At 72.6% G+C, this 25,423-nt stretch carries 17 protein-coding genes and 1 pseudogene; 14 read left to right on the top strand and 4 right to left on the bottom strand.

What is annotated here, in order from left to right; genetic code table 11:
- A partial coding sequence (locus FF041_RS07635; RefSeq protein WP_153521583.1) for a globin domain-containing protein occupies positions 1 to 1,190 on the top strand: 1,190 nt, incomplete at its 5' end.
- Here FF041_RS07635 and FF041_RS07630 read toward each other — a convergent pair.
- Both FF041_RS07630 and FF041_RS07625 read right to left on the bottom strand, forming a co-directional pair.
- The gene (locus FF041_RS07630) at positions 1,165 to 2,556 is read right to left on the bottom strand and encodes an NADP-dependent succinic semialdehyde dehydrogenase (protein ID WP_153521582.1); all 1,392 of its coding nucleotides are present in this window, start codon (positions 2,554 to 2,556) and stop codon (positions 1,165 to 1,167) included. The genes FF041_RS07635 and FF041_RS07630 overlap by 26 nt on opposite strands.
- A 131-nt stretch (positions 2,557 to 2,687) precedes the next feature.
- Positions 2,688 to 3,068 (bottom strand): hypothetical protein, encoded by a 381-nt coding sequence (locus tag FF041_RS07625; protein WP_153521581.1) that lies wholly within the window; start codon positions 3,066 to 3,068, stop codon positions 2,688 to 2,690.
- A gap of 338 nt (positions 3,069 to 3,406) precedes the next feature.
- Between FF041_RS07625 and FF041_RS07620 the strand changes: the two genes are divergently transcribed.
- From FF041_RS07620 to FF041_RS07600, 5 genes are all read left to right on the top strand, one after another.
- Positions 3,407 to 4,180 (top strand): DeoR/GlpR family DNA-binding transcription regulator, encoded by a 774-nt coding sequence (locus FF041_RS07620; RefSeq protein WP_153484529.1) that lies wholly within the window; start codon positions 3,407 to 3,409, stop codon positions 4,178 to 4,180.
- 85 nt (positions 4,181 to 4,265) lie between these two features.
- The gene (locus FF041_RS07615; RefSeq protein ID WP_153521580.1) at positions 4,266 to 5,810 is read left to right on the top strand and encodes an APC family permease; all 1,545 of its coding nucleotides are present in this window, start codon (positions 4,266 to 4,268) and stop codon (positions 5,808 to 5,810) included.
- Positions 5,807 to 7,240 carry an FGGY family carbohydrate kinase gene (locus tag FF041_RS07610; RefSeq protein WP_323391416.1) on the top strand — a complete coding sequence of 478 codons (1,434 nt, stop codon included), beginning with the start codon at positions 5,807 to 5,809 and terminating at the stop codon, positions 7,238 to 7,240. Before FF041_RS07615 ends, FF041_RS07610 begins: the two co-directional genes overlap by 4 nt.
- On the top strand, positions 7,237 to 8,688 hold the full coding sequence (locus FF041_RS07605; protein ID WP_153521579.1) for an NAD(P)/FAD-dependent oxidoreductase: 1,452 nt from the start codon (positions 7,237 to 7,239) through the stop codon (positions 8,686 to 8,688). The genes FF041_RS07610 and FF041_RS07605 overlap by 4 nt, the downstream gene beginning before the upstream one ends.
- On the top strand, positions 8,685 to 9,932 hold the full coding sequence (locus FF041_RS07600; protein ID WP_153521578.1) for an NAD(P)/FAD-dependent oxidoreductase: 1,248 nt from the start codon (positions 8,685 to 8,687) through the stop codon (positions 9,930 to 9,932). Before FF041_RS07605 ends, FF041_RS07600 begins: the two co-directional genes overlap by 4 nt.
- Positions 9,933 to 10,087: 155 nt before the next feature.
- On the opposite strand, the gene FF041_RS07595 is transcribed toward FF041_RS07600, so the two are convergent.
- Positions 10,088 to 10,966, bottom strand: a complete 879-nt coding sequence (locus FF041_RS07595) for a glycosyltransferase family 2 protein (RefSeq protein ID WP_323391415.1) — start codon at positions 10,964 to 10,966, stop codon at positions 10,088 to 10,090.
- A 104-nt stretch (positions 10,967 to 11,070) separates the two neighbouring features.
- Positions 11,071 to 11,862, bottom strand: a complete 792-nt coding sequence (locus tag FF041_RS07590; protein ID WP_153521577.1) for a carbon-nitrogen hydrolase family protein — start codon at positions 11,860 to 11,862, stop codon at positions 11,071 to 11,073.
- 277 nt (positions 11,863 to 12,139) lie between these two features.
- On the opposite strand from FF041_RS07590, the gene FF041_RS07585 reads away from it, so the two are divergent.
- The 8 genes and pseudogenes from FF041_RS07585 to FF041_RS37745 all read left to right on the top strand — a co-directional run.
- Positions 12,140 to 14,032: a methylmalonyl-CoA mutase family protein gene (locus FF041_RS07585; protein ID WP_153521576.1), complete on the top strand. Its 1,893-nt coding sequence runs from the start codon at positions 12,140 to 12,142 to the stop codon at positions 14,030 to 14,032.
- On the top strand, positions 14,029 to 16,227 hold the full coding sequence (scpA, locus tag FF041_RS07580) for a methylmalonyl-CoA mutase (RefSeq protein ID WP_153521575.1): 2,199 nt from the start codon (positions 14,029 to 14,031) through the stop codon (positions 16,225 to 16,227). Before FF041_RS07585 ends, scpA begins: the two co-directional genes overlap by 4 nt.
- Positions 16,228 to 16,231: 4 nt before the next feature.
- Complete coding sequence (meaB, locus tag FF041_RS07575) at positions 16,232 to 17,221, top strand: methylmalonyl Co-A mutase-associated GTPase MeaB (RefSeq protein WP_153521574.1); 990 nt, start codon at positions 16,232 to 16,234, stop codon at positions 17,219 to 17,221.
- Between the two features lie 124 nt (positions 17,222 to 17,345).
- Positions 17,346 to 17,948 (top strand): putative glycolipid-binding domain-containing protein, encoded by a 603-nt coding sequence (locus FF041_RS07570; RefSeq protein ID WP_153521573.1) that lies wholly within the window; start codon positions 17,346 to 17,348, stop codon positions 17,946 to 17,948.
- An 83-nt stretch (positions 17,949 to 18,031) separates the two neighbouring features.
- Positions 18,032 to 19,372, top strand: coding sequence for a 6-phospho-beta-glucosidase (locus FF041_RS07565; RefSeq protein WP_153521572.1), 1,341 nt, complete (start codon positions 18,032 to 18,034; stop codon positions 19,370 to 19,372).
- A 211-nt stretch (positions 19,373 to 19,583) separates the two neighbouring features.
- On the top strand, positions 19,584 to 22,634 hold the full coding sequence (locus FF041_RS07560; RefSeq protein ID WP_153521571.1) for an alpha-mannosidase: 3,051 nt from the start codon (positions 19,584 to 19,586) through the stop codon (positions 22,632 to 22,634).
- 125 nt (positions 22,635 to 22,759) lie between these two features.
- Complete coding sequence (locus tag FF041_RS07555; protein ID WP_153521570.1) at positions 22,760 to 25,102, top strand: ABC transporter ATP-binding protein/permease; 2,343 nt, start codon at positions 22,760 to 22,762, stop codon at positions 25,100 to 25,102.
- Between the two features lie 13 nt (positions 25,103 to 25,115).
- Positions 25,116 to 25,423 (top strand): annotated as a pseudogene (locus tag FF041_RS37745) (hypothetical protein); the annotation flags it as partial.

The following is a 25,423-nucleotide window of genomic DNA, read 5'->3' as shown; positions in this document are numbered from 1 at the left end:
CGCTGGACGATCAGTACGACCGGTTGTTCGCCGCGCTGGTCCAGGCCGTGGAGCTCTTCGGCCACCCGGGTCTGCCCGCGCGGCTGGAGCGGCTCGGCCGGGATCACCGTAAGTTCGGGGTCGTCGAAGCGGACTACGCGGCGGTCGGCGAGAGCCTGGTCGCCGCGGTGCGTCAGCACACCCCCGCCACCTGGGACGCGCGGACGGAAGCGGCCTGGCGGCGGGTGTACGAGTCCGTCGCCGGGGCCATGTCGGACGGCGCCCACCGGTCCAGAGCCGCCCGCGAACCGGCGGTCTGGGAGGCCACCGTCGTCTCGCACCGGCTGCACGGCGATCACACGGCGGTGGTCCGCGCCGCCGTGCGCGCCCCCTACCCCTGGCTGCCCGGCCAGTACGCCGCCGTGGAGCACTCCGCGCTGCCGGGGGTCTGGCGGCCCTACTCGCTGGCAGGCGGCGCGGTGGCGCGGACCCGGGAACGGATACTGGAGTTCCATGTCGGCCGGGTGCCCGGCGGACTGCTCAGCACCGCGCTCTGCGACCGCACCGAGCCGGGGCGGACCCTGCGGCTGGGCGCCGCGTCGGGCACCGCGCTCGCCCCGCCGCCCGGCACCCCGGCCGTCACCCTCATCGCCGCCGGGACGGGCTGGGCCCCGGTCGGACCGGTCCTGGCCGAGCTTCTCGCGCGCAGACCCGCGCCCCGTATCCGCGTCGACGCCGTGGCACGGGGCGAGGGGCACTTCTACGACGGAGCCACGCTCGACCGGCTGCTGCGCGATCACCCCTGTCTCAGCGCCTACTGGTGGTACCGGGAGCGCGGCGAGGGCAGGACACGGGCGGCGGAGCGGCTGTACACCCATCTCAGGGCACGCCGTGACTGGGGCGGCGAGCAGGTCTATCTCTGCGGGCCGATCGCGTTCGTCCGGGAGACCGCCGAGCTGCTGCACGCGTGCGGACTGCCCGAGGAGTCGCTGATCAGCGACCCGCAGCCCGCGTGGGAGCGGCAGCGCGGCCATGTCTCCCACGCGGAGGCGATCGTCGACCCGGCGCCGGTGAACTGGATCGACCCCCAGGCGCGCACCGGCCCGCCGGCCGCGCCCCGGAACGTCTCGCCGACCGGCCCGCCGACCGGGGAGGGGCCAGCGGCGGACGGTCCGGACGCGTGGGTCAGGGGCCGTACCAGAGCGTGGTGACATTGCAGAACTCGCGGATGCCGTGGCCCGACAGCTCCCTGCCGTAGCCGGACCGTTTGACTCCGCCGAACGGGAGCGCGGGGTGCGAGGCCGTCATCCCGTTGAAGAAGACGCCGCCCGCCTCGATGTCCCGCGCGAACCTCGCCATCTCGCTCTCGTCACGGGTCCAGGCGTTGGAACTCAGCCCGAAGGGGATGTCGTTGGCGAGCGCGACGGCCTCCTCCGCGTCCGCCACCCGGTAGACGGCGGCGACCGGGCCGAACGCCTCCTCGCGGTGGATCCGCATGCCGTCGTGGACACCGGTGAGGACCGTGGGCTCGTAGAACCAGCCCCGCTCCAGTCCGCTGGGCCGCCGCCCTCCGGTGCGCACGGTCGCGCCGCGGCGGACCGCGTCGTCCACCAGCTCTTCGAGGTCGGCACGCCCCTGTTCCATGGCGAGCGGGCCGACCTGGGTGGACTCCTCCATCGGGTCTCCCACGGCCAGTCGCCGCATGCCCTCGGTGAAGAGTTCGCAGAACGCGTCGTGGACGTCGGTGTGGACGACGAACCGTTTGGCGGCGATGCAGGACTGTCCGTTGTTCTGCGTCCGGGCCGTGACCGCCGTGGCGGCGGCCCTCGCCACGTCGGCGGACGGCATCACCAGATACGGGTCGCTGCCGCCCAGCTCCAGTACGGTCTTCTTGACCTCGTCGCCCGCGATGGCGGCGACGGAGCGCCCGGCGGGCTCACTGCCCGTCAGGGTCGCGGCGGCCACCCGGGGGTCGCGCAGAATGCCCTCCACCGCGTCCGAGCCGACGAGCAGGGTCTGGAAGCACCCCTCGGGGTAGCCCGCCCGCCGGAAGAGGTCCTCCAGATACAGGGCGGTCTGCGGGACGTTGGAGGCGTGTTTGAGCAGCCCGGTGTTGCCCGCCATCAGGGCCGGGGCAGCGAAGCGGACGACCTGCCAGAGGGGGAAGTTCCAGGGCATGACGGCCAGCACCACGCCGAGGGGCCGGTAGCGTACGACGACCCGGGCGGCGCCGGAGTCCTCGGCGTCGGCGGCCGAGGGGTGCTCGTCGGCGAGGAGCTCCCCGGCGTGGGCGGCGTACCAGCGCATCGCCTTGGCGCACTTCGCGGCCTCGGCGCGGGCCGCCGCGATCGGCTTGCCCATCTCGGTGGTCATGGTGCGGGCGACGCCCTCCCGGTCCTCGTCCAGGAGTCCGGCGGCGCGGGTGAGCAGTTCGGCACGCCGGGCGAGGCCGGTGGTGCGGTGCTCGTCGAAGGCGGCGCGGGCGAGGGCGATACGCCGTTCGAGCGCGTCGGGGGCGAGCGCGTCGAACGTTCTGAGCGTCTCGCCGGTGGCGGGGTTCACGGTGGCGATGGGCATGGGCGCTCCTCTCCCCGAGGATCCCGGGGCTCATGGGGCTCATGGGGCTCATGGCGATCCCGAGGATCATGGCGATCACCGGGATCACGGGCTGTCCCGGCACCCCGGCTGACCTGGCTGCCCCCCGCCGGTCAGACGGCCGTCCGGCTCTCCAGCCGCAGCTGGACGTCCTTCTCCTGGTCGCCCGCCGCCATGCCCTCGTCATGTACATCGAACGCGGCGGCGAGCACCTCCCGCATCCGGTCGACCGCCCAGTAGCCGCCCTGGATCTCGGCTTCCACGGGCGCGGTGAGCCGCATGGGCCCGGCCGCCGAGCGGGCTCCGGTGACCTCGAAGGTCGCGGTCCACACCGTCGTATGCCCCTCCGACACATACTCCGGAGTGTCCTCGTCCGCCCGGTCGGAGACATACGACTCGCCCAGCACATGGAAGACCGTGTCCGCGTCCTCCTTGTTGCACCCGGCGATCGTGACCACGACGGGCGAGACGGGCTGTTCGCTGGCGCTGTTCACCGTGTTCCCTCGCTCTCCGTGCGGCTGGGGGTACGCCGCCCGTGCGCACCCGGTCCCGGGTGCCCCCTCCAGGCTGACCCGGAGCCGTGCCGGGTGCACCTCGGAGGGCCCGGCAGGAGGCCGGGATCAGGGTCTGGCAGGAGGCCGGATCAGAGTCTGGCTCAAGGCCGGGATCAGGGCCCGGCACAGGGCCGGGATCAGCGTCTGGCAGGAGGCCGAGATAACGAATCGAACCGATCCGGTGAACCCCTCCAGAAGAGTCTTGACGAGTTTCGGTCATCAATCCACACTTCCAGTCAAGCCCGGTCACTTATGGGCTGTCCCAGTCAGGAGTTGTCATGCTTCCCGCAGAGCGCCATCGGCGGATCTCCGCCCTCGTGGACCGGGTCGGCACCATCAGCACCGAGGATCTCGCCGAACGGCTGAGCGTGTCCGCCGAGACCGTCCGCCGGGATCTGGCGCAGATGGAGCGGCGCGGAGTGCTCCGCCGGGTGCGCGGCGGAGCCGCCTCCCTGGCGGTGGTCGAAGGCATCGGCGGCGAGGAGGCCCCCTACGCCGACCGCTCCGAGTCCCAGATCCAGGCGAAGACCGCCATCGGCGCGGCGGCGGCGGCCCTGGTGCGCCCGGGGATGACGGTGGTGATCGACGTCGGCACCACGGCGGTGGAGATCGCCCGCGCGCTGCCGCTGGACTTCCGGGGCACGGTGGCCACGCCGTCCCTCCTGGTGGCCGGAGTGGTCTCCGCGCTCCCCCACGCGAGCGTGCTGCTGCCCGGCGGCCGGCTCCGCGGCGGGGACCTCGTGCTCTCGGGACCGCAGACCTCTGAGTTCTTCTCCGGGCTCTACGCGGATCTCGCCTTCATCGGCTCCGGCGGAGTCGACGCCTCCGCCGGGGTGACCGATTTCCACTTCGAGGAGATCTCCGCCAAGAAGCTGATGCTGGCCAACAGCGCCCTCGCCTATGTCGTCGCGGACGGCAGCAAGTGGGGGCGGGTCGCCGCACACCGGGTGTGCGCGGTCGACGCCTGCACCGGAGTGATCACAGACGCGTCCGCGGCGGCCGAACCGGTCGCCGCGGCACGGGAACGGGGATGCGAGGTGCTGGTCGCCTGACCCTCACCACCGCAGTCGCACGGGTTTTACCTCTTGAGTTCCCGCTCTCCGCAGCGAGCGGGGTTTTGAAAGGACGCACACCCTTATGGCTACCGATGAATCCGTGGAGACCTCAGCGGCGAGCGAGCCGCACAAGGAATCCACGAGCCCTCGGGGCATGGGACGCGAACTGGGCCGTTACGCCTCGTTCGCCATGGCCTTCGGCTTCGTCTCCATCGCCACCGGAATCTTCACCACGTACGGCTCCGTCCTCAACAGCTCCGGGCCGCGCGGCATCTTCGCCTGGCCCATCAGCGTCATAGGACAGCTCTCCGTCGCGCTCGTCTTCGGCGCCCTCGCCGCCCGTATCCCCGTCAACGGATACGCCTACCAGTGGGTCTCCCGGCTGGTGAACCCGGTGTGGGGCTGGATCATGGGCTGGATCTCCTTCTCCTTCCTGGGCGTCGTGGTGGTCGCCGTCGACTACACCGTCGCCTCCACGATCCTGCCGGAGCTGCTCCAGTACCAGGGCACCCAGCAGAACGCCTGGGCGATCACCGCCGTCGTGATCCTGCTCCAGTCCGTTCTGGTGGCGGCGTCCACCAAGCTGACCCACCAGGTCAACAAGACGGCCGTGACCGTTCAGCTCGTGGGCATGATCGCCCTGACCGTGCTGCTGTTCGCGGTGGGCGCGTACACCGGGAAGCTGGACTTCTCCACGCTGTTCACCAGCGCTCCCGCCGCCGAGAGCGGGTACTACAGCCTGGGCAGCGCCGATCACGCCGGACCGTTCGCCCTCGCCTTCCTGCTGGGCGCGTTCACCATCGTCGGCTTCGAGTCCGCGGCCAATCTCGCGGAGGAGACCCGCGACCCCGCCCGGGTCATCCCCAAGGCGATGGTGCAGGCCGTGGTGTCGCTGGGCATCCTGGGCTTCCTCTTCCTGATCGCCATCACCGCGCTCATCGAGGATCCGGCGAAACTCGCCGAGTCCGGCACCCCGGTGGCGACCGTGATCACCGCAGTCCTCGGCTCGGCGGTCGGCAAGGCGCTGCTGGCCCTGGTGGTGGTCTCGATCTTCTCGTGCGGGCTGGTCATCACGCTCAGCGGCACCCGTCTGGTCTGGGCGATGTCCCGCGACGAGCGCTTCCCCGGCTGGCGGGCGCTGCGCAGGATCCACCCGGCCCGGGGCACCCCGCTCAACGCCACGCTCTTCGTCTTCCTGGTCGCGGAGGTGATCCTGGCCGGGTTCGCGATGACGACCGACGCGCTGTTCTCGCTGTTCTCGGCGGCGACGATGCTGCCCGCGATCATCTACGCGGGCACGGTGTTCATGTACATCGTGAAGCGCCGTACGCTGCCGCCCACCCAGGGCTTCTCGCTCGGCCGCTGGGAGATCCCGGTCATCGTCGTCGCCTCCGTCTGGCTGGCGTACGAGCTGCTGATCTTCCGGGACGCGGCGTTCCGCGACCCCTGGCTCTATGTGCTGCTGCTGTTCGCGATCGGCGCGGTCTATCTGGTCTTCCTGCTGGTCAAGCGCGGTGTCGCCGGGCTGACCATGCCGGACATGGTCAATGTGGACCGGGTGCTGGACGAGGTCGATGAGACGACGGCGGACGGCGTGCCGGCCCAGGACCGGGGAGCGGTCCGGTGACCGTGGTCCTGTCGATCGACCAGGGCACGTCCGGCACCAAGGCCATCGTGGTCGGCTCCGCGGGCGAGACCCTCGCCATCGCCGAGGCCGAACTGCGCCCCCGCTACGGGGAGGGCGGCGTCGTGGAGCAGGACCCCCGCGCGTTGCTCCGGTCGGTCCTGGAGACCGGACGGCGTGCCGTGGCGGAGGCAGGACACCCCATCGACGTCGTCGCCCTGGCCAACCAGGGCGAGACGGTGCTCGCCTGGGACCGCGGCACCGGAGCGCCGCTGTCCCCGGCGATCGTCTGGCAGGACCGGCGTGCCGCGTCGGTCTGCGCCGGGCTGAGCGAGCACGCCGAGTGGGTCGCCGAGCGCACCGGCCTGGTGCTGGACTCGTACTTCTCCGCGCCCAAAATGGCCTGGCTGCGCGGGAACGTCACCACCGAGGGGGTGGTGACCACGGTCGACACCTGGCTGCTGCACCATCTCACCGGCGAGTTCGTCACCGACGCGGCCACGGCCAGCCGCTCCCTGCTCACCGATGTCGACACCGCCGCCTGGGACCCCGAGCTGATCGGTCTCTTCGGCCTGGACGACGAGCCCCTTCCCCGGATCGTCGCCTGTGACGAGATCATCGGCACCACCCGCGCGTTCGGCGTGCCGACGCCGGTGGCGGGGCTGATCGTCGATCAGCAGGCCGCGCTGCTCGCCGAGGCGTGCCTCGACGCCGGAGCGGCCAAGTGCACCTTCGGCACAGGCGCCTTCCTGCTGGCCAACACCGGTGCCACAGCGGTGCGTTCAACGGCCGGGCTGACCTCGTCGGTGGCCTGGCGGGCCGCCGGGCAGACGGCCTACTGCGTCGACGGACAGGTGTACACGGCCGCTTCGGCGATCCGGTGGATAAGGGATCTGGGCTTCATCCGCACGGCGGGCGAACTGGACACCGTGGCGGCCCGCCAGGCCGACGGCACCCTGTGCGTACCCGCCCTGGCGGGTCTGGCGGCCCCGTGGTGGCGTCCGGACGCGACCGCCACCTTCACCGGGATGACCCTCTCCACCGGCCCCGAGCATCTGGTGCTCGCCGTTCTCCAGGGCATCGCCGCGCAGGTGGCGACCTTGTGCGAGCTGGTGACCGGCGATCTCGGGACCCCGCTGACCCGGCTGCGGGCCGACGGCGGGCTCACCCGCAGCCGGACCCTGATGCAGGCCCAGGCCGATCTGGCCCAGATGCCGGTGGACGTCTACCCCTCCGCCCATGCCACCCCGCTCGGCGCGGCGGCACTGGCGCGGCTCGCCCTCGACCCCCGGATGACCCTCCGGGAGGCCGTCGGCCCGTGGCGGCCCGCGGCCGTGTACGAGCCGGTGTGGAGCGCGGAGCGGGCGGCAGAGTTCCGCAGTACATGGACGGCGGTCGCCGAGGCCACCGTCCGCAAGGGAGATCCGACATGAGCAAGAGCCCCGGGCACGGACCCGGACCCGCACCCGAACCCGCACCTGTCCATGACGTCATCGTGATCGGAGGCGGCATCGTCGGCGCGGCCATCGCCCGTGAGCTGTCGGGCCATACGGTGTCCGTCGCGCTGGTGGAGGCCCGGTCGGACGTCGGAGACGGTACGAGCAAGGCGAACACCGCCATTCTGCACACCGGCTTCGACGCGACCCCGGGGACGCTGGAGTCCCGGCTGGTGGCCCGCGGCTATGAGCTGCTGTCCCGGTACGCGCGGGACGCCGGCATCCCCGTCGAGCGCACCGGGGCCGTCCTGGTCGCCTGGAACGACGACGAGCTCGACGCCCTGCCCGGCCTCAGGAAGAAGGCCGAGGACAACGGGTACGACCGGTGCCGGCTGATCCCGCCGGAGGAGGTGTACGAGCTCGTGCCGGCCCTGGGCGAAGGGGTGCTGGGCGGTCTGACCGTCCCCGACGAGTCCGTCATCTGCACCTGGACGACCAATCTGGCGCTGGCGACCGACGCCCGGCAGCGCGGCGCCGCCGTACTGCTCGACCACACCGTCACCGAGGTGTCCGCCGACGACGGCGTCACCACCCTGCACACCACCGGCGGGCCCGTCCGGGGACGGTGGGTGGTCAACGCCGCCGGGCTCGGCGCGGACCGGATCGACGCCCTCTTCGGGCATGAACGCTTCACGGTCACCCCCCGGCGCGGCGAGCTCTTCGTCTTCGACAAGCTGGCCCGCCCGCTCGTCGATCTGATCGTGCTCCCCGTGCCCACCTCCCGGGGCAAGGGCGTCCTCATCTCCCCCACGGTCTACGGCAATGTGATGCTCGGACCCACGTCGGAGAACCTCGCCGACCGCACCGCGACCGGCACCAGCGAGGACGGTTTCGCATTTCTGCTCGACAAGGGCGGCCGGCTGATGCCCGCGCTCCTCGACGAGGAGGTCACCGCGTCCTACGCCGGACTGCGGGCCGCCATCGACCACCCCGACTATCTGATCGCCGCCGACCGCGCCCAGCGGTATCTGCTCGTGGGCGGGATCCGGTCCACCGGGCTCACCGCGGGCATGGCCATCGCCGAGTACGTACGGCAGACGCTGGCCGAGGCGGGGCTGGACCTCGACGAGCGCGCCGAGCTGCCCCCGCCGCCGCGGATGCCCTATATCGGCGAGGCCGGCGTACGCCCCTACCAGGACGCGGCCCGGATCGCCCGGGACCCGGCGTACGGCGAGATCGTCTGCTTCTGCGAGCGGGTCACGGCCGGTGAGATCCGCGACGCCTGCACCGCGACGCTGCCCGCCCGCACACCGGACGGACTGCGCCGCCGCACCCGGGCCATGAACGGACGGTGCCAGGGCTTCTTCTGCGGCCCCGCCGTCGAACAGCTGATGAGCGAACACGGCCCGCACGAGACGCCGTGCCATGAGGTGACCTCCCGATGAACACACCCGTCATCACCCCCCACGTCCTCGTCATCGGCGGCGGCCCCGCCGGTCTCACCGCAGCCGCGGAGCTCGCCCCCCGGGTCGACGGACCGGTCCTCGTCCTGGAACGGGAGGCGGCGGCCGGCGGCATTCCCCGCCACAGCGACCACACCGGATACGGGCTGCGGGATCTGCGCCGGGTGCTGACCGGCCCCGCGTACGCCCGGCGGCTGACCGAGACCGCGCTCCGAGCGGGCGCCGACATCCGGACCCGGGCCATGGTCACCCACTGGGCCGGTGACCGGGCGGTCGAGGTCACCAGCCCCGAGGGGCGCTTCCGGGTCGAGGCGAGAGCCGTCGTACTGGCCACCGGGGCGCGGGAGCGCCCGCGCAGCGCCCGCCGGATCCCCGGCGACCGCCCGGCCGGCGTCTACACCACCGGCCAGCTGCAGAACGCCGTCCATCTGCACCGCCGACAGGTCGGGAAGCGCGCCGTCGTCGTCGGCGGCGAACTCGTCAGCTGGTCCGCCGCCCTCACCCTCCGGGAGGCCGGCTGTGACGTCGCCCTGATGGTCAGCGGATACGAGCGGACCGAGTCGTACGGGGCCTTCAACCTCGGGGGCCGGGCGCTGCTCCGGATCCCCGTCGCCAACCGGACCCGGGTGGTGCGGATCATCGGCGGCCCCCGGGTGCGGGCCGTCGAGATCGAGCGGCTGGACACCGGGGCACGCCGCACCGTCGAGTGCGACACGGTGGTCTTCACCGGCGACTGGATCCCCGACCACGAACTCGTGCGCACCGGCGGTCTGGAGCTCGCCGCCGACACCCTCGGCCCGCTCGTCGACACCGCGCTGCGCACCAGCAGGCCGGGCGTCTTCGCCGCGGGCAATCTCCTCCACCCGGTCGACACCGCCGATGTGGCCGCGCTGGACGGCCGCCATGTCGCGGACCAGGTGCGGTCCTGGCTGGCCGTGGAGGACTCCCCCGCACCCGGGGTACGGCTGCTGGCGGCGAAGCCGCTGCGGTGGGTCTCCCCGGGACTGCTGCGCCCGGGCGACCCGGCCCCGCCCCGGGGCCGGCTGCTGCTGTGGACCGACGAGTTCATCCGCGTACCCCGGGTGAGCGTCAGCCAGGCGGGCCGGACCGTCTCCGAACGGACCCTGCCCTGGCCGGCCGCCCCCGGACGGGTCTTCCGGGTGCCGTGGTCGGTGGTACGCGGCATCAGCGCCGCCGGGGGCCCGGTCACCGTCACGGTCCGCTGACGCGCCGACGACCGCGCCGGCCGTCCGCCGGCCGCGCGATGTCCGCGACGGACGGCGGTCGCCGGGGGGCAAGGCGGCGCTGTTCCGTCAGCGCGGACGGCGGTCGGCGGTCCTCGACGCGCGTTGACGGGATCACCAGAGGTGAAGACGGGTCCTCAGAAGACCGGTGGCCTTCCGGCACGGGTGAGCCGGGCGACCGTGCGCCAGCTCATCGGCGCGCGCGGGCCGTGGCCGCCGTGCAGACCTTCGCGGAAGCCGGCGAGGGAGACCTTGAGGGCGGCTCGGTCCCGGATTCTCCACAGGGTCAGCAGAACCCAGGCGGCGAGGTTGAGCGGGACCAGGACGGCGGGCAGATTGCGGCGGGCCAGCCAGACCCGGTTGCGGGCGCTGAGCCGGTAGAAGGCAGCGTGCCGGGCGGGGTTCGTGGCCGGGTGGTGGACGACGATCCCGGGCAGATAGCGGCCGGTGCCCCCGTGGTTCCAGAGCCGCCAGGCCAGGTCGATGCCCTCGTGGAAGAGGAAGAAGTGGCCGGGCCATCCCCCAGCTGTGTCGAAGGCGGAGCGGCGGATCATGACGACGCCTTCGGCCATGACGGTCACGGTGCCGGGCCGCTCGGGGTCCGAGGCACGGAGGCGGGGGACCCAGCGGCGGAGGGTGACGCCGGTGTCGGGGTCGGCGATGCGGGGCTGTGCGTACGCGAGTGTGGGATCGTCCCGGAGTTCGGCGGCGAGCCGGGCCAGGGCGTCGGCGGTCGGCAGGATCGCGTCGTTGTCGAAGAAGAACAGGCAGTCGCCTGTGACGTTCGCGGCCCCGATGTTGCGGCCCTCGGGGATGCCGGCGTTCTCCGCCAGGGTGACGGTCCGCACGCCGGGCGGTACCTGATCGGGTGTGCAGCCGTTGCCGACCACGACCACATCCAGGTCGATGCCTTCCTGGGCGAGGAGCGAGGCCATGGCCCGGGGGAACTCCTCGGGCCGGTCGTTCATCGTCAGGACCACGGCGCCGACGGTGGGCCGGGTTGCGCCAGTGCTCACGAAGGGGTCCTTTGCTGATCGGGCGTGGGCGCGGGGGCCCGTCGTCGCCGCGTCGAGGCGCGGCACCAGGGGACCGCAGGCGGACGGAGACTTCGACGGCACACTCAGAGCCTGCGGTTGGCCAGGACCGGCACGGATCTGCGGACGGCCGCCACCTCGGCCAGGTCCAGATCGGCGATCAGCAGCCCCGGGCCCGCCTCCAGGCGGGAGCGTACGGTGCCGTCCGGGCCGATGACCGCGCTGTAGCCGATCCCGGCCGGGGTCCTCGGCGGCGGCTCGTGGCCCGAGGCCACCGGATCGGCCTGGTCCACGGCGGCGACCCAGAGGGTGGCGTCCAGTGCTCTGGCGCGGGTGAGGAGCTCCCACTGGTCCCGTTTGCCGGGGCCGTCGCCCCAGGACGCGGGCAGCACGGTCAGCAGGGCCCCGGCGTCCGCGTGGGCCCTGAACAGTTCGGGGAAGCGGACGTCGTAGCAGGTGGCGAGGCCGATGCCGACGCCGTCGAGCTCGATGGTCACCACCTCGGACCCGGCGGCCACCGTGGTGGACTCGGTGAAGCCGAAGGCGTCGTACAGATGGATCTTGTCGTAGGCGGCCTCGACGCCTGGGCCGGTGGCGAGCAGGGTGTTGGTGACCTTGCCGCCGGGGGCCGGGGTGAACATCCCGGCGACCACCACGAGTCCGGCCTCCTCGGCGATCCGGCGGACCTCCGTCGCCCAGGGTCCGTCCAGCGGTTCGGCCAGCGGGGCCAGCCGGGTGCCGAAGCAGGCCATGGCGGCCTCGGGGAAGGCGATGAGACGCGCGCCCGCGTCGGCCGCGCGGCGCGTCTGCTCGCGTACGACGGCGAGATTGCGCGCGGGATCGGGGCCGGTGGTGATCTGGCTCAGGGCGATGCGCATGGGTCTCCTCGGAGTGTGCGGCGCTGCGCGTGGGCCGGGCGGCGTCGGTGCCGGAGTGTCCCATGTCCGGTGCGCCGCCCGCTCGGCGCGGCCGGGTGCGCCGCCGGGTGCACGGCCGGGTGCGCCGCCCCGGGGGTATCGCCCTCCGGCGGCGGTCCGGCCGGGCCGAGCTGGGGATTAGTGCATCGGACGGTGGGGATCAAGCCCGGCCGGGGGTCGGTAAGGTCACAGCGCGCGCCCCTGCTGCCCGGTTGGACGGGTGTCCTAGCATCCGGATATGACGGTCCTTCCCGATGACGGGTTCGCTCTGGCCGCAGAATTCCCGGATGCCTCGCACGAGCAGTGGCAGCGGCTGGTCGCCGGTGTGCTGCACAAGGCGGGCCGGGACATTCCGAGCGCGGCCGAGGACGCGCTGTCCACGGCGCTGGAGGACGGGCTCGCCGCCCGTCCCCTCTATACGGCGGACAGCGCCCGCGGCGCCGTGGGCTTCCCGGGCTTCGCCCCCTTCGTCCGGGGCGGCACCCCCGAGGGCGCGGCGGTCGCGGGCTGGGATGTCCGCCAGCGCCATCAGCGGCCCGATCCCCTGCGGACCCGGGAGGCCGTGCTCGCCGATCTGGAGAACGGGGCGACCTCCCTCTGGCTGTCGGTGGGCGCGTCCGGGATCCCGGTCGACGCTCTGGGCACGGCCCTGGAGGGCGTCTATCTCGATCTCGCCCCGGTCGTGCTCGACGCGGGCGACGCGTTCGAGCCCGCCGCGCGGGAACTGCTCCGTATCCACCGGGAGCGGGGGATCGAGGACGCGCGGGGCAATCTGGGCGCCGACCCCATCGGGCATGCCGCGCGGACCGGTGCGTACGAGGGGACCGAGGGCCGGATCGCCGCCGCCGCCGGGCTCGCCCGGCTCTGCCACGACTCCCATCCGGGGCTGCGGGCGCTGACCGTCGACGCGCTCCCCTACCACGAGGCGGGGGCCTCCGCCGCCCAGGAGGTGGGGTGCTCGCTGGCGACCGGTGTCGCGCTGCTGCGGGCGCTGAGCGCCGCCGGGCTGCCCATCGGCGCGGCTCTGCGGCAGCTGGAGTTCCGGTACGCGGCCACCGCCGACCAGTTTCTGACGATCGCCAAGCTCCGGGCCGCCCGCCGGGCCTGGGCCCGGATCGCCGAGGCGTGCGGCGAGGCGGCCGGCGGGGCCCAGCTCCAGCACGCGGTGACCTCGCCGGTGATGATGACCCGGCGCGACCCCTGGGTGAACATGCTCCGCACCACGGTCGCGTCCCTGGCCGCCGGCGCGGCGGGCGCGGACGCGGTGACCGTGCTCCCCTTCGACGACGCCATCGGCCTGCCGGACGACTTCTCCCGCAGAATCGCCCGTAACACCTCCGCCATCCTGCTGGAGGAGTCCCATATCGGCCGGGTCGTCGATCCGGCGGGCGGCTCCTGGTATGTGGAGCGGCTCACCGACGAACTCGCGCACGCGGCCTGGGAGTGGTTCCAGGAGATCGAGGGCGCGGGCGGTCAGCTCGCCGCGGTGCGCGCCGGTCTGGTGGCCGACCGGATCGGGGCGGTCTGGGCGGCCCGCCGGGAGAACCTCGCCCGCCGCCGTGAACCGGTGACCGGGGTGAGCGAGTTCCCGCTGCTCGACCAGGCCCCGGTGGAGCGCGACCCCGCGCCCGCCGGGCCGTCCGGCGGACTGCCGAGGGTCCGCCGCGACGCGGAGTACGAGGCGCTGCGGGCCCGGTCGGACGCGCATCTGGCCGTCGCCGGGGCCCGCCCGCGGGTGTTCGTCGCCGCGCTGGGCCCGGCCTCCGCGCACACCGCGCGGGTCGCGTTCGCCGCCAATCTCTTCCAGGCGGGCGGCATCCAGCCGGTCCACGGCCCGGCGGCGGCCGGCCCGTCCTCGGTCGCCGACCCGTCATCGTTCGCCGCGGCGTTCCTCGCGAGCGGCGCCGCGGTGGCCTGCGTCTGCTCCAGCGACGCGGTCTACGCCGAGCAGGCGGGCCCGGTCGCCGAGGCGCTGAAGGCGGCCGGAGCGCGCCGGGTGTATCTCGCCGGACGCCCCGGCGAGCTGCGGGAGAGTCTTGTACGGGCCGGGGTGGACGAGTTCATCGCCCTGGGCGACGACGCGGTCGCCGTCCTCACCTCGGCACTCGACCGGATCGGAGTGGCGCGATGAGTGTTCCCGACTTCACGGGGATCGCCCTGGGGCCCGGCGCCGCCGCCGGGTCCGAGGACCAGTGGCGTACCGCCGTCAAGGAGTCCACCGGCGGACGGGACGCCGATCTGGTGTGGGAGACGCCCGAGGGCATCCCGGTGAAGCCCCTCTACACCGAGGAGGATCTCGCCGGTCTCGACTTCCTCGGCGGCTATCCGGGGATCGCGCCCTATCTGCGCGGACCGTATCCGACGATGTACGTCAATCAGCCGTGGACGATCCGTCAGTACGCCGGGTTCTCCACCGCCGAGGAGTCCAACGCCTTCTACCGGCGCAATCTGGCCGCCGGGCAGAAGGGTCTCTCGGTCGCCTTCGATCTGCCCACCCACCGGGGCTATGACAGCGACCACCCCCGGGTGACGGGCGATGTCGGCATGGCCGGGGTGGCCATCGACTCGATCTACGACATGCGGCAGCTGTTCGACGGCATTCCGCTGGACCGGATGAGCGTGTCGATGACGATGAACGGGGCGGTGCTGCCCGTGCTCGCCCTGTACATCGTGGCCGCCGAGGAGCAGGGCGTACCGCCGGAGAAGCTGGCCGGGACCATTCAGAACGACATTCTGAAGGAGTTCATGGTCCGCAACACCTATATCTATCCGCCCGGCCCCTCGATGCGGATCATCTCCGACATCTTCGCGTTCACCTCGCGGCGGATGCCCCGCTACAACTCCATCTCGATCTCCGGCTATCACATCCAGGAGGCCGGGGCGACGGCCGATCTGGAGCTGGCGTACACCCTCGCCGACGGGATGGAGTATCTGCGGGCGGGGCTCGGCGCGGGGCTCGATGTGGACGCCTTCGCGCCGCGGCTGTCGTTCTTCTGGGCGATCGGCATGAACTTCTTCATGGAGATCGCCAAGCTGCGGGCGGCCCGGCTGCTGTGGGCGAAGCTGGTGAAGACCTTCGGTCCGCAGAACCCGAAGTCGCTGTCGCTGCGCACCCACTGCCAGACCTCGGGCTGGTCGCTGACCGCGCAGGACGTCTTCAACAATGTCACCCGCACCTGTGTGGAGGCGATGGCGGCGACCCAGGGCCACACCCAGTCGCTCCACACCAACGCGCTGGACGAGGCGCTGGCGCTGCCCACCGACTTCTCGGCGCGGATCGCCCGCAACACCCAGCTGCTGCTTCAGCAGGAGTCGGGGACCTGCCGGGTCATCGACCCCTGGGGCGGCAGCGCCTATGTGGAGCGGCTGACCCACGATCTGGCCCGGCGGGCCTGGCGCCATATCGAGGAGGTCGAGGCGGCGGGCGGCATGGCGCGCGCCATCGACCAGGGCATCCCCAAACTGCGGGTGGAGGAGGCGGCGGCGCGCACCCAGGCGCGGATCGACTCCGGGCGTCAGCCCGTCATCGGCGTCAACAAGTACCGGGTGGCGTCGGACGAGCAGATCGAGGTGCTGAAGGTCGACAACTCCTCGGTGCGCGCCCAGCAGATCGCCAAGCTGCGCGCCCTGCGCGAGGAGCGGGACGACGCCGTCTGCCGGGCCGCGCTGCGGGCGCTGACCGGGGCCGCCGGGCGCGATCCGGGGCCGGATCTGGAGGGCAATCTGCTGGCGCTGGCGGTGGACGCCGCGCGGGCGAAGGCGACGGTGGGAGAGATCTCGGACGCTCTTGAGCAGGTGTACGGGCGGCACTCGGGGCAGATCCGTACCATTTCCGGGGTGTACCGGAACGAGGCGGGTGAGTCCCCGGGGGTGGCGCGCACCCGGGCGCTGGTGGCGGGGTTCGAGGAGGCGGAGGGCCGTCGTCCGAGGATTCTGGTGGCCAAGATGGGTCAGGACGGGCATGACCGGGGGCAGAAGGTGATCGCGACGGCCTTCGCCGATCTCGGCTTCGATGTCGATGTCGGCCCGCTGTTCCAGACGCCGGAGGAGGTGGCGCGTCAGGCGGTGGAGGCGGATGTCCATGTCGTCGGGGTCTCCTCGCTGGCGGCGGGGCATCTGACGCTGGTGCCCGCGCTGCGGGAGCAGCTGGCGGCGGAGGGGCGCGAGGACATCATGATCGTGGTGGGCGGGGTGATCCCGCCGCAGGATGTGCCGGCGCTGCGCGAGGCGGGGGCCGCGGCCGTCTTCCCGCCCGGGACGGTGATCCCGGACGCGGCGCACGATCTGGTGCGGACCCTGGCCGCCTCGCTCGGCCATGAGTTGTGAGCCCATGCCACCACGGACCATCGACATCGACGCATATGCCAAGGGTGTACGGGAGGGCTCGCGGGCCGCTATCGCCCGCGCGGTCACCCTGGTGGAGTCGGCGCGCGCCGACCACCGGGCGCTCGCCCAGCGGCTGCTGACGGAGCTGCTGCCGGAGGCGGGGAGGGCGCGGCGGGTGGGCGTCAGCGGTGTTCCCGGCGTCGGGAAGTCCACCTTCATCGACGCGCTGGGCACCATGCTCACCTCGCTGGGCCACCGGGTCGCCGTCCTCGCGGTGGATCCGTCCTCCAGCCGTACCGGAGGCTCCATCCTCGGCGACAAGACGCGGATGGAGCGGCTGGCGGTCGATCCGGCAGCGTTCGTCCGGCCGTCGCCGACCTCGGGGACGCTGGGCGGGGTGGCCAGGGCGACCCGCGAGACCATCGTGGTGATGGAGGCCGCGGGGTATGACGTGGTGCTGGTGGAGACGGTTGGGGTGGGGCAGTCGGAGACCGCCGTCGCCCATATGGTCGACACCTTTCTGCTGCTCACCCTGGCGCGGACGGGCGATCAGCTCCAGGGCATCAAGAAGGGCGTCCTGGAGCTGGCGGATGTGATCGCGGTCAACAAGGCCGACGGGCCGCATGAGCGCGATGCCCGCTCGGCGGCGCGGGAGCTGGCGGGGGCGCTGCGGCTGATGCATCCGGTGGACGCGGCCTGGACTCCTCCGGTGCTGTCGTGCAGCGCCCGCGAGTCCAGCGGTCTCGGCACCGTCTGGGAGCGGATCGAGCAGCACCGGGCGCTGCTGGAGTCCACGGGCCGGCTCGCGGCCAAGCGCCGTGAGCAGCAGGTCGACTGGGTCTGGTCGATGGTCCACGACGAGCTGCGCGACCGGCTGCGCTCCCATCCCGGGGTACGGGAGCTGGCCCCCGGTCTCGAACAGTCGGTCCGGGACGGGGAGCTGACGGCGACGCTGGCGGCGGAGCGCATTCTGGAGGCGTTCCGGTGGCCCTGAGCCGGAATTCTGCCGGAACTCGCGGCCCTGAGCCGGTACGGGGTCCGGACCGGGGGCGGCGCCGGGCCGCCGGGACCGGGTGGCGATGTCTCCGCCGTCGGCCGCGGTTCGTTAGCCTGCCCACATGATCAAGTCGACCATGCTCACCTGGGATGTCATCGACAGCGGGGGCTATGAGACCGCCTGGGTCGATCTCGGCGCCACCCATCTGCGGGCCCGGGGACGCGCCGTCGGGATCACCCCCGAGCCGTACTGGATCTCGTACTCGCTGGAGACCGGCGAGGACTTCGTCACCCGGGAGCTGCGGGTACGGGCCGAGTCCGCCGCCGGAGTACGGGAGGTACTGCTGCGGCACGACGGCGCGGGTCACTGGAGCGCGGACGGTGAGCCGCTGCCCCGGCTCGACGGCGCGCTCGACTGCGATCTGGGGCTGTGCCCGCTCACCAACACCATGCCGGTGCTCCGGCACCGGCTGCACCGGGCGGCCGGTGCGCAGGAGTTCCTGATGGCCTGGGTGAAGGTGCCCGATCTCTCCGTGCACGCGTCCCCGCAGACGTACACCCATCTGGCGGCGACCGACGACGGTGGGGCGCTCGTCCGCTACGCCTCCGGCGATTTCGTCAGGGATGTGCGCTTCGACGCGGACGGGCTGGTGGTCGACTACCCGGATCTGGCCCGCCGGATCAGTGCGGTTCGCGGTGAACGCAGTGTGCGGGAGCGGCTGTAGATAGGGTGCGGGCGGCGGAGTGCACACGCCGGCGGAGGGGACCGTCGTGACCGGCGGCCGGGCGAAGCGAAGGTGATACGGACATGAGGCTCACGGTCCTCGGCGGCGGAGGCTTCCGGCTGCCCCTGGTGTACGGCGCACTGCTCGGCGACCGTACGGAGGGCCGGATCACCCGGCTCGTGCTGCACGATGTGGACGCCGGGCGGCTCGGCGCCGTCGCCCGGGTCCTCGCCGACCAGGCGGCGGGGGTGCCCGACGCCCCCGAGGTCACCCTGACCACCGATCTCGACGAGGCGCTGCGCGGCGCGGACTTCGTCTTCTCGGCGATCCGGGTGGGCGGGCTCGAAGGCCGGGCGGCCGATGAGCGCATCGCGCTGGCCGAAGGGGTGCTGGGGCAGGAGACGGTCGGCGCGGGCGGTATCGCGTACGGGCTGCGGACCGTGCCGGTGGCGGAGGAGATCGCACGCCGGACGGCCCGGCTCGCGCCCGGCGCCTGGGTCATCAACTTCACCAATCCCGCCGGTCTGGTGACCGAGGCGATGTCCCGTCATCTCGGCGACCGGGCGATCGGGATCTGCGACTCCCCGGTGGGGCTCGGCCGGCGGGTGGCCCGGACGCTCGGCATCGACCCGGAGACGGCCTGGTTCGACTACGCGGGCCTCAACCATCTCGGCTGGCTGCGCGGGGTGCGGTCAGCGGGCCGCGATGAACTCCCCCGGCTGCTCGCCGACCGGGAGCTGCTCGGCTCCTTCGAGGAGGGCAGGCTCTTCGGCGCGGACTGGCTCCAGTCCCTGGGCGCGATCCCCAACGAGTATCTGCACTACTACTACTTCAACCGGGAGACGGTACGGGCCTACCGGGACGCCGAGCGGACCCGCGGCGCGTTTCTGCGGGAGCAGCAGGGCCGGTTCTACCAGGAGATGGAGCGGCCCGGCGCCCCGGCCCTGGAGACCTGGGACCGTACCCGCGCCGAACGGGAGGCCACCTATATGGCGCACAACCGGGAGGCGGCCGGGGCGGGCGAGCGCGCGGCGAGCGATCTGGAGTCCGGCGGCTATGAGAAGGTCGCGCTCGCCCTGATGGGGGCCATCGCCCAGGACCGGCGCACCACGCTCATCCTCAATGTCCGCAACCGCGGCGCGCTCGCCCCGCTGGACGCGGACGCGGTGGTCGAGGTGCCCTGTCTGGTGGACGCCAACGGCGCGCATCCGGTCTCCGTCGCCCCGCTGCCCGGCCATGCGACGGGTCTGGTGTGCGCGGTCAAGGCGGTGGAGCGCGAGGTGCTGGCGGCGGCGGAGAGCGGTTCGCGGGAGCGGGCCGTCGCGGCCTTCGCCCTGCATCCGCTGGTGGACTCGGTGGCCGTGGCCCGCCGTCTGGTGGACGCGTACAGCGCCGCCCATCCCGGTCTGGGCTATCTGCGGTAGACGGCGCTCCATCCGATGGGCGAGGGCGGTTGGTCCTGGGGAGTGTCTTCACAGGAGCGCCGTCCGCCTGCCGTGCCCTCCGGGAGCGCGCCGCACGGCCTCGCGTACGCCGTTCGAGCGGGTCCCCCTCTCAGGGGCCCGGCGGCCGGGGTGAAGACGGGACTTTGAAGACACGACCTAGCCGGATGCCCGGCTGGGTAGAGACCACCGTATGCACGATGAACGACGCCGGATCGAGGACCGTGTCGAACGCGTCCTCGGCCAGCGCATCCAGCCAGCAGTCCACTCCCACTCCCTCCCCTGCGAGGTCTCCTTCTGGCAGGCCCCGGGAGAGCCGGTGCCGTTCGCCGAGGCAGCGGCGCAGACCTATGAGCCGTTCGCCATGGGCACGCCCTGGGGGCCGCCCTGGGGCACCACCTGGTTCCGGGTCCGCGGCGAGGTGCCCGCCGCGTGGGCGGGCCGCCGGGTCGAGGCGGTCTTCGACCTCGGCTTCACCGCCGCCGGACCGGGCTTCCAGGCCGAGGCGCTGGTCCATACGGCCGACGGCGTCCCGCTGAAGGCCGTCAATCCGCGGAACCGCTACGTTCCGGTCGCCCGCCCGGCCGCCGGCGGCGAGCGGATCGACTTCCTGCTGGAGGCCGCCTCCAATCCCGACATCCTGGGCCGGGGGTTTCTGCCCACCCCGCTCGGCGATCCGGCGACCGCGGGCCGCGCGCCGCTGTACACCTTCGGCTCGGCCGAGCTGCGGGTGCTGGACGAGGAGGTCTGGCATCTCTCGCTCGACCTCGAAGTGCTGCGTGAGCTGATGCTGGAGCTCGGCGAGCACGATCCGCGCCGCCATACGATCCTCCATACGCTGGAGCGGGCGCTCGACGCCCTGGACCTGGACGACGTCTCCGGTTCGGCGGCACAGGCGCGGGAGCTGCTGCGGCCCGCGCTGACCCGGCCCGCGCACGCGAGCGCGCACACGGTGTCGGCGGTCGGGCACGCCCATATCGACAGCGCCTGGCTCTGGCCCGTCCGCGAGACGGTCCGGAAGGCGGCCCGCACCTTCGCCAACGCCACCGCGCTGGCCGAGGAGTACGAGGAGTTCGTCTTCGCCTGCTCGCAGGCCCAGCAGTACGCCTGGGTCCGCGACCAGCACCCCCGGGTGTGGGAGCGCGTCAAGAAGGCGGTCGCGGACGGGCAGTTCGCCCCTGTCGGCGGCATGTGGGTGGAGTCGGACGGCAATCTGCCCGGCGGTGAGGCCGTGGCCCGCCAGTTCGTCCATGGGAAGCGGTTCTTCCTGGACTGCTTCGGCATCGAGACCACCGGGGTGTGGCTGCCGGACTCCTTCGGCTACAACGGGGCCTATCCGCAGCTGGCGAAGCTGGCGGGCAACGACTGGTTCCTCACCCAGAAGATGTCGTGGAACCAGACCAACCAGCTGCCCCACCACACCTTCTGGTGGGAGGGCATCGACGGTACGCGGATCTTCACCCACTTCCCGCCGGTCGACACCTACAACGCGGAGCTGACCGGCCGGGAGATGGCGCACGCCGTGCGCAACCACCGGGACAAGGGCGGGAGCAGCCGCTCCCTCGCCCCCTTCGGGCACGGCGACGGCGGCGGCGGACCCACCAGGGAGATGATGGAACGGGCCCGCCGGCTGGCCGATCTGGAAGGGTCGGCGAAGGCCGTGGTCGAGCATCCGGACGCGTTCTTCGCGGCGGCGCGGGCCGAGTACCCTGACGCCCCGGTGTGGTCGGGCGAGCTCTATCTGGAGCTGCACCGGGCCACCTACACCTCGCAGGCGCGCACCAAGCAGGGCAATCGCCGCAGTGAGCATCTGCTGCGGGAGGCGGAGCTGTGGGCGACGGCCGCCGCGCTGCGCGCCCCCGGGTACGCGTATCCGTACGACGAACTGGACCGGCTGTGGAAGACGGTGCTGCTGCACCAGTTCCATGACATCCTGCCCGGTTCCTCGATCGCCTGGGTGCACCAGGAGGCGGAGGCGGAGTACGCGCGGGTGACGCGGGAGCTGGAGGAGCTGATCGCGCGGGCGCTGGCGGCGGCGGGCCCCGGCGTGCCCCGGGTGTTCAACACCAGCCCGCGCGACCGGGCCGAGGTGGTGCGGACGCCGGAGGGGCCGGTGTTCACCGAGGCGCCCGCGAGCGGCAGCGCAGCCCTGGGGGCGGCCCGGCGGACGCCGGAGCCCGTCACGGTGACCGGTCTCGTACTCGACAACGGGCTGGTCCGGGTCGAGTTCGCCGATGACGGCACCCTCGCGTCCGTACGCGATCTCACCGCCGGCCGCGAAGTGCTGGCCGGGCCCGGCAATCTGCTGCGGCTGCACAGCGATCTACCCAACCGCTGGGACGCCTGGGACATCGACAAGCACTACCGGAGCCGCTGGAGCGATCTGCTCGACGCCGACGCGGTCACCGTCGTCGCGTCGGGGCCGCTGATCGGGGCCGTGCGGATCGAGCGGTCCTTCGGCCGGGGGTCGGCCATCGCGCAGACCGTCACCGTGCGGGCGGGCAGCCGGCGGATCGATGTGGAGACCGAGATCGACTGGCATGAGTCGGAGAAGATCCTCAAGGCGGGCTTCCCCATCGATCTGCGGGCCGACCGGTCGACGGCCGAGATCCAGTTCGGCCATGTCCACCGGCCCGCCCACACCAACACCAGCTGGGAGGCGGCCCGTTTCGAGGTCTACGGTCACCGCTGGGTGCATATCGGCGAGCCCGGCTACGGCGTCGCCGTCGTCAACGACGCGACCTACGGCCACGATGTCTCGCGCACCACCCGGGCGGACGGCGGCACGACCACCACCGTACGGCTCAGTCTGGTGCGCGCGCCCCGGGTCCCGGACCCGGCGGCCGACCAGGGAAGGCACCGCTTCTGCTACGCCCTGCTGCCGGGGGCGACGGTGGAGGACGCCATCACGGAGGGATACGCGCTCAATCTGCCGCTGCGGGTGATCTCGGCGGGAGCCGTCGACCCCGTGGTGAGCTGCGACGATCCGGCGGTGACGGTGGAGGCGGTGAAGCTCGCGGACGACCGCTCGGGCGATGTGGTCGTCCGTCTCTACGAGTGCCACGGCGGGCGGGCGGCGGCACGGCTGCGCGCCGGGTTCCCGCTGGCCGGGGTCACGGTCACGGATCTGCTGGAGCGACCGCTGCCGGAGGCGGCCGGGAGCGCCGGAGCCGTGACGGGGGACGAGGTCGCGCTGACGCTGCGGCCATTCCAGATCCTGACCCTGCGGCTGTCCCGCGCGTGACCGGTCCGGCCGCCGGTGTCCGCGAGGGCGGGCGCCGGCGGCCGGCGTCTGGGAGGGCGGGCACCGGCGGTCGGCGGCGGTCGGCGCATCAGGCGGGTATCGGCATATATCGATAGAATTGGACTATGGCAGAGCGGTCCGTCGCTCCGACCGCACCCGAACTCGTCCTCGAAACCGAGGGCGGGACCACGGTGATGAGCCCCAGCCGGGACTATCACGTCGGGCGCGACCCCTTGAGCGACATCGTGCTCCAGGACACCAGGGTGTCCTGGCATCACGCGGTGCTGCACGTCGAGTACGACCACTGGACGATCGAGGACGAGAACAGCACCAACGGCACCTACGCGGACGGCAGACGCGTCCACGAATGGGATGTCCACGCGGGCAGCGTCATCCGGTTCGGCAACCCCGCCGACGGGCCGCGCGCGGTGCTCCTGAACCGCGATCCCCCCGTCTCCCGGATCCATGTCTCCCTCCCCGGAGCCACCAGCACCTTCCGGCAGCCGACCAGCGTCCACTCACTCGCCCGCACCGTGCGCATCGGCCGTGCCGCGGACAACGACCTCGTCCTCGACGATCTGACCGTCTCCCGCCGCCACGCGGAGCTGGTCACCAGCCCGGACGGCACCCATGAGATCGTCGACCTGGGCTCCCACAACGGCACCTTCCTCAACGGCGTCCCCGTCACCCGCGCGGAGGTCTCCCCCGGCGACATCGTCGGCATCGGCCACGCGGCGTTCTGCCTCGTCGACGATGAGCTCCAGGAATATCTCGACACCGGCGAGATCTCACTCGACGCCCAGGATCTGACCGTCACCGTGGACCGGGGCCGCAAGACCCTGCTCGACGGAGTGTCGTTCCCCGTGGGCGAGAAATGCCTCCTCGCGGTCGTCGGCCCCAGCGGCGCGGGCAAATCCACCCTGCTGGGCGCGCTCACCGGACTGAGCCCCGCCAACCACGGCACGGTGCTCTACGACGGCCGCGATCTCTACCACGACTACGCGGAGCTGCGCCGCCGTATCGGCCTGGTGCCGCAGGACGACATCCTGCACACCCAGCTCACCGTGCGCGCCGCGCTGGGATACGCGGCCGAGCTGCGCTTCGCGCAGGACGCCACGCCGTCCGAGCGCCGTGCGCGGGTGACGGAGGTGATGCGCGAGCTTGGCCTCCAGGAGCGGGGCGACCAGCGGATCCACAGTCTCTCGGGCGGACAGCGCAAACGGGTGAGCGTCGCGCTGGAGCTGCTGACCAAGCCGTCGCTGCTCTTCCTCGACGAGCCGACGTCAGGGCTCGACCCCGGGATGGACCGCTCGGTGATGCATACTCTCCGCGGTCTCGCCGACGACGGACGGACCGTCATCGTCGTCACCCACAGTGTGCTGAGCCTCGATGTCTGCGACCGGCTGCTGGTCCTCGCGCCGGGCGGCCGGATCGCCTACTACGGGCCGCCCGAGGACGCCCTGCCGTTCTTCGGCTACGACCAGTGGCCGGAGGCGTTCGAGGCGTTCGAGAACGACCGGGAGCGGGACTGGGCGGGCGCGTACGCGGCCTCGCCGCTCCACGACCGGTACGACGCCCCCGCACAGCCCCCGCTCCCCGCCGCGGCCGCGGCGGGGAGCGGCCCGGACGCGGTCGCCGTCCCGCCGCTGAAGTCCCAGAGCTGGGGTGCGCAGCTGCGGACGCTGGTCCGGCGGTACGCGACGGTGCTCGCCGCCGACCGCACCTTCCTCGCCATCATGATCGCGCTGCCCTTTGTGATGGGCGCGATGGCCCGCGCTCTGGCGGGCAGCAGGCTCACCGCCGAGACGGCGATGAACGCGCTGCTCATCCTCTGCATCGGCGGAGTGCTCATCGGCGCGGCCAACGCCGTGCGGGAACTGGTGAAGGAGCGGGGGATCTACCGCCGGGAGCGGGCCGTGGGGCTGTCCCGGTCCGCGTATCTGATGTCCAAGGTGGTGGTGCTCGGCACGGTCACCGTGCTCCAGGCGATCGTCCTCACCCTGGTCGCCCTCGTGGGCGTCGATCTGAACGCGCCGGGCGGCGAAGGGGTGCTGATGCCGCCGCTGCTGGAGATCACCCTCGCGGTGGCGCTGCTGTCGTTCACGGCCATGATGCTCGGGCTGCTGGTCTCCGCGCTGGTGCGCAAGGAAGAGGTCACCATGCCGCTGCTGGTCCTGCTCGCCATCATCCAGGTGGTGTTCTGCGGGGCGCTGCTGAAGGTGGGCGAACTGCCGGTGGCGGCGCAGCTGGCCTGGCTGGTGCCCTCGCGGTGGGCGCTGGGCGCGATGGCGGGCACGATCGGGCTCGCCAGGATCGTGCCGGGCACGATCGCCGCCGATCCGCGGTTCGAGCACTCCGCGGCCGTCTGGCTGACCAATATGGGCATGCTGGTGGTGCTGTCGGTGCTCTTCGGTCTGCTCGTCGCCTGGCTGCTGCGCCGCCATGAGCCCGCCGTGATGCGGAAGTAGCGCGGGAGCGGCCATGACGATCGAGGACTTCCGGCCCACCCATATCGTCCCCAACGACGGGCTGCCCGCCTGGCAGGAGCCCGATGTGTCCCGGCCGACCGAGCCGCTCGATCCGCTGCTGCCGGTGCGGCTGCTCGACCGGCGCGGGGACTGGAGCCGGATCCTCTGCGCGAACGGCTGGTCGGCCTGGGTGGACGGGCGGCTGCTGGTCCCGGTGCCGCAGGATCCCCCGGCGGCGGGGCTGCCCCTGGCGCGTACGGCCGATCTCCGTCCGCTGCTCGATCGTGTGGCGGAGGCGCTGGCCCGCTATCGGACGGCCGT

The sequence above is a fragment of the Streptomyces jumonjinensis genome, from assembly GCF_009600885.1.
Lineage (GTDB): Bacteria > Actinomycetota > Actinomycetes > Streptomycetales > Streptomycetaceae > Streptomyces > Streptomyces jumonjinensis.
This window is presented reverse-complemented; position numbering and strand designations above follow the sequence as displayed.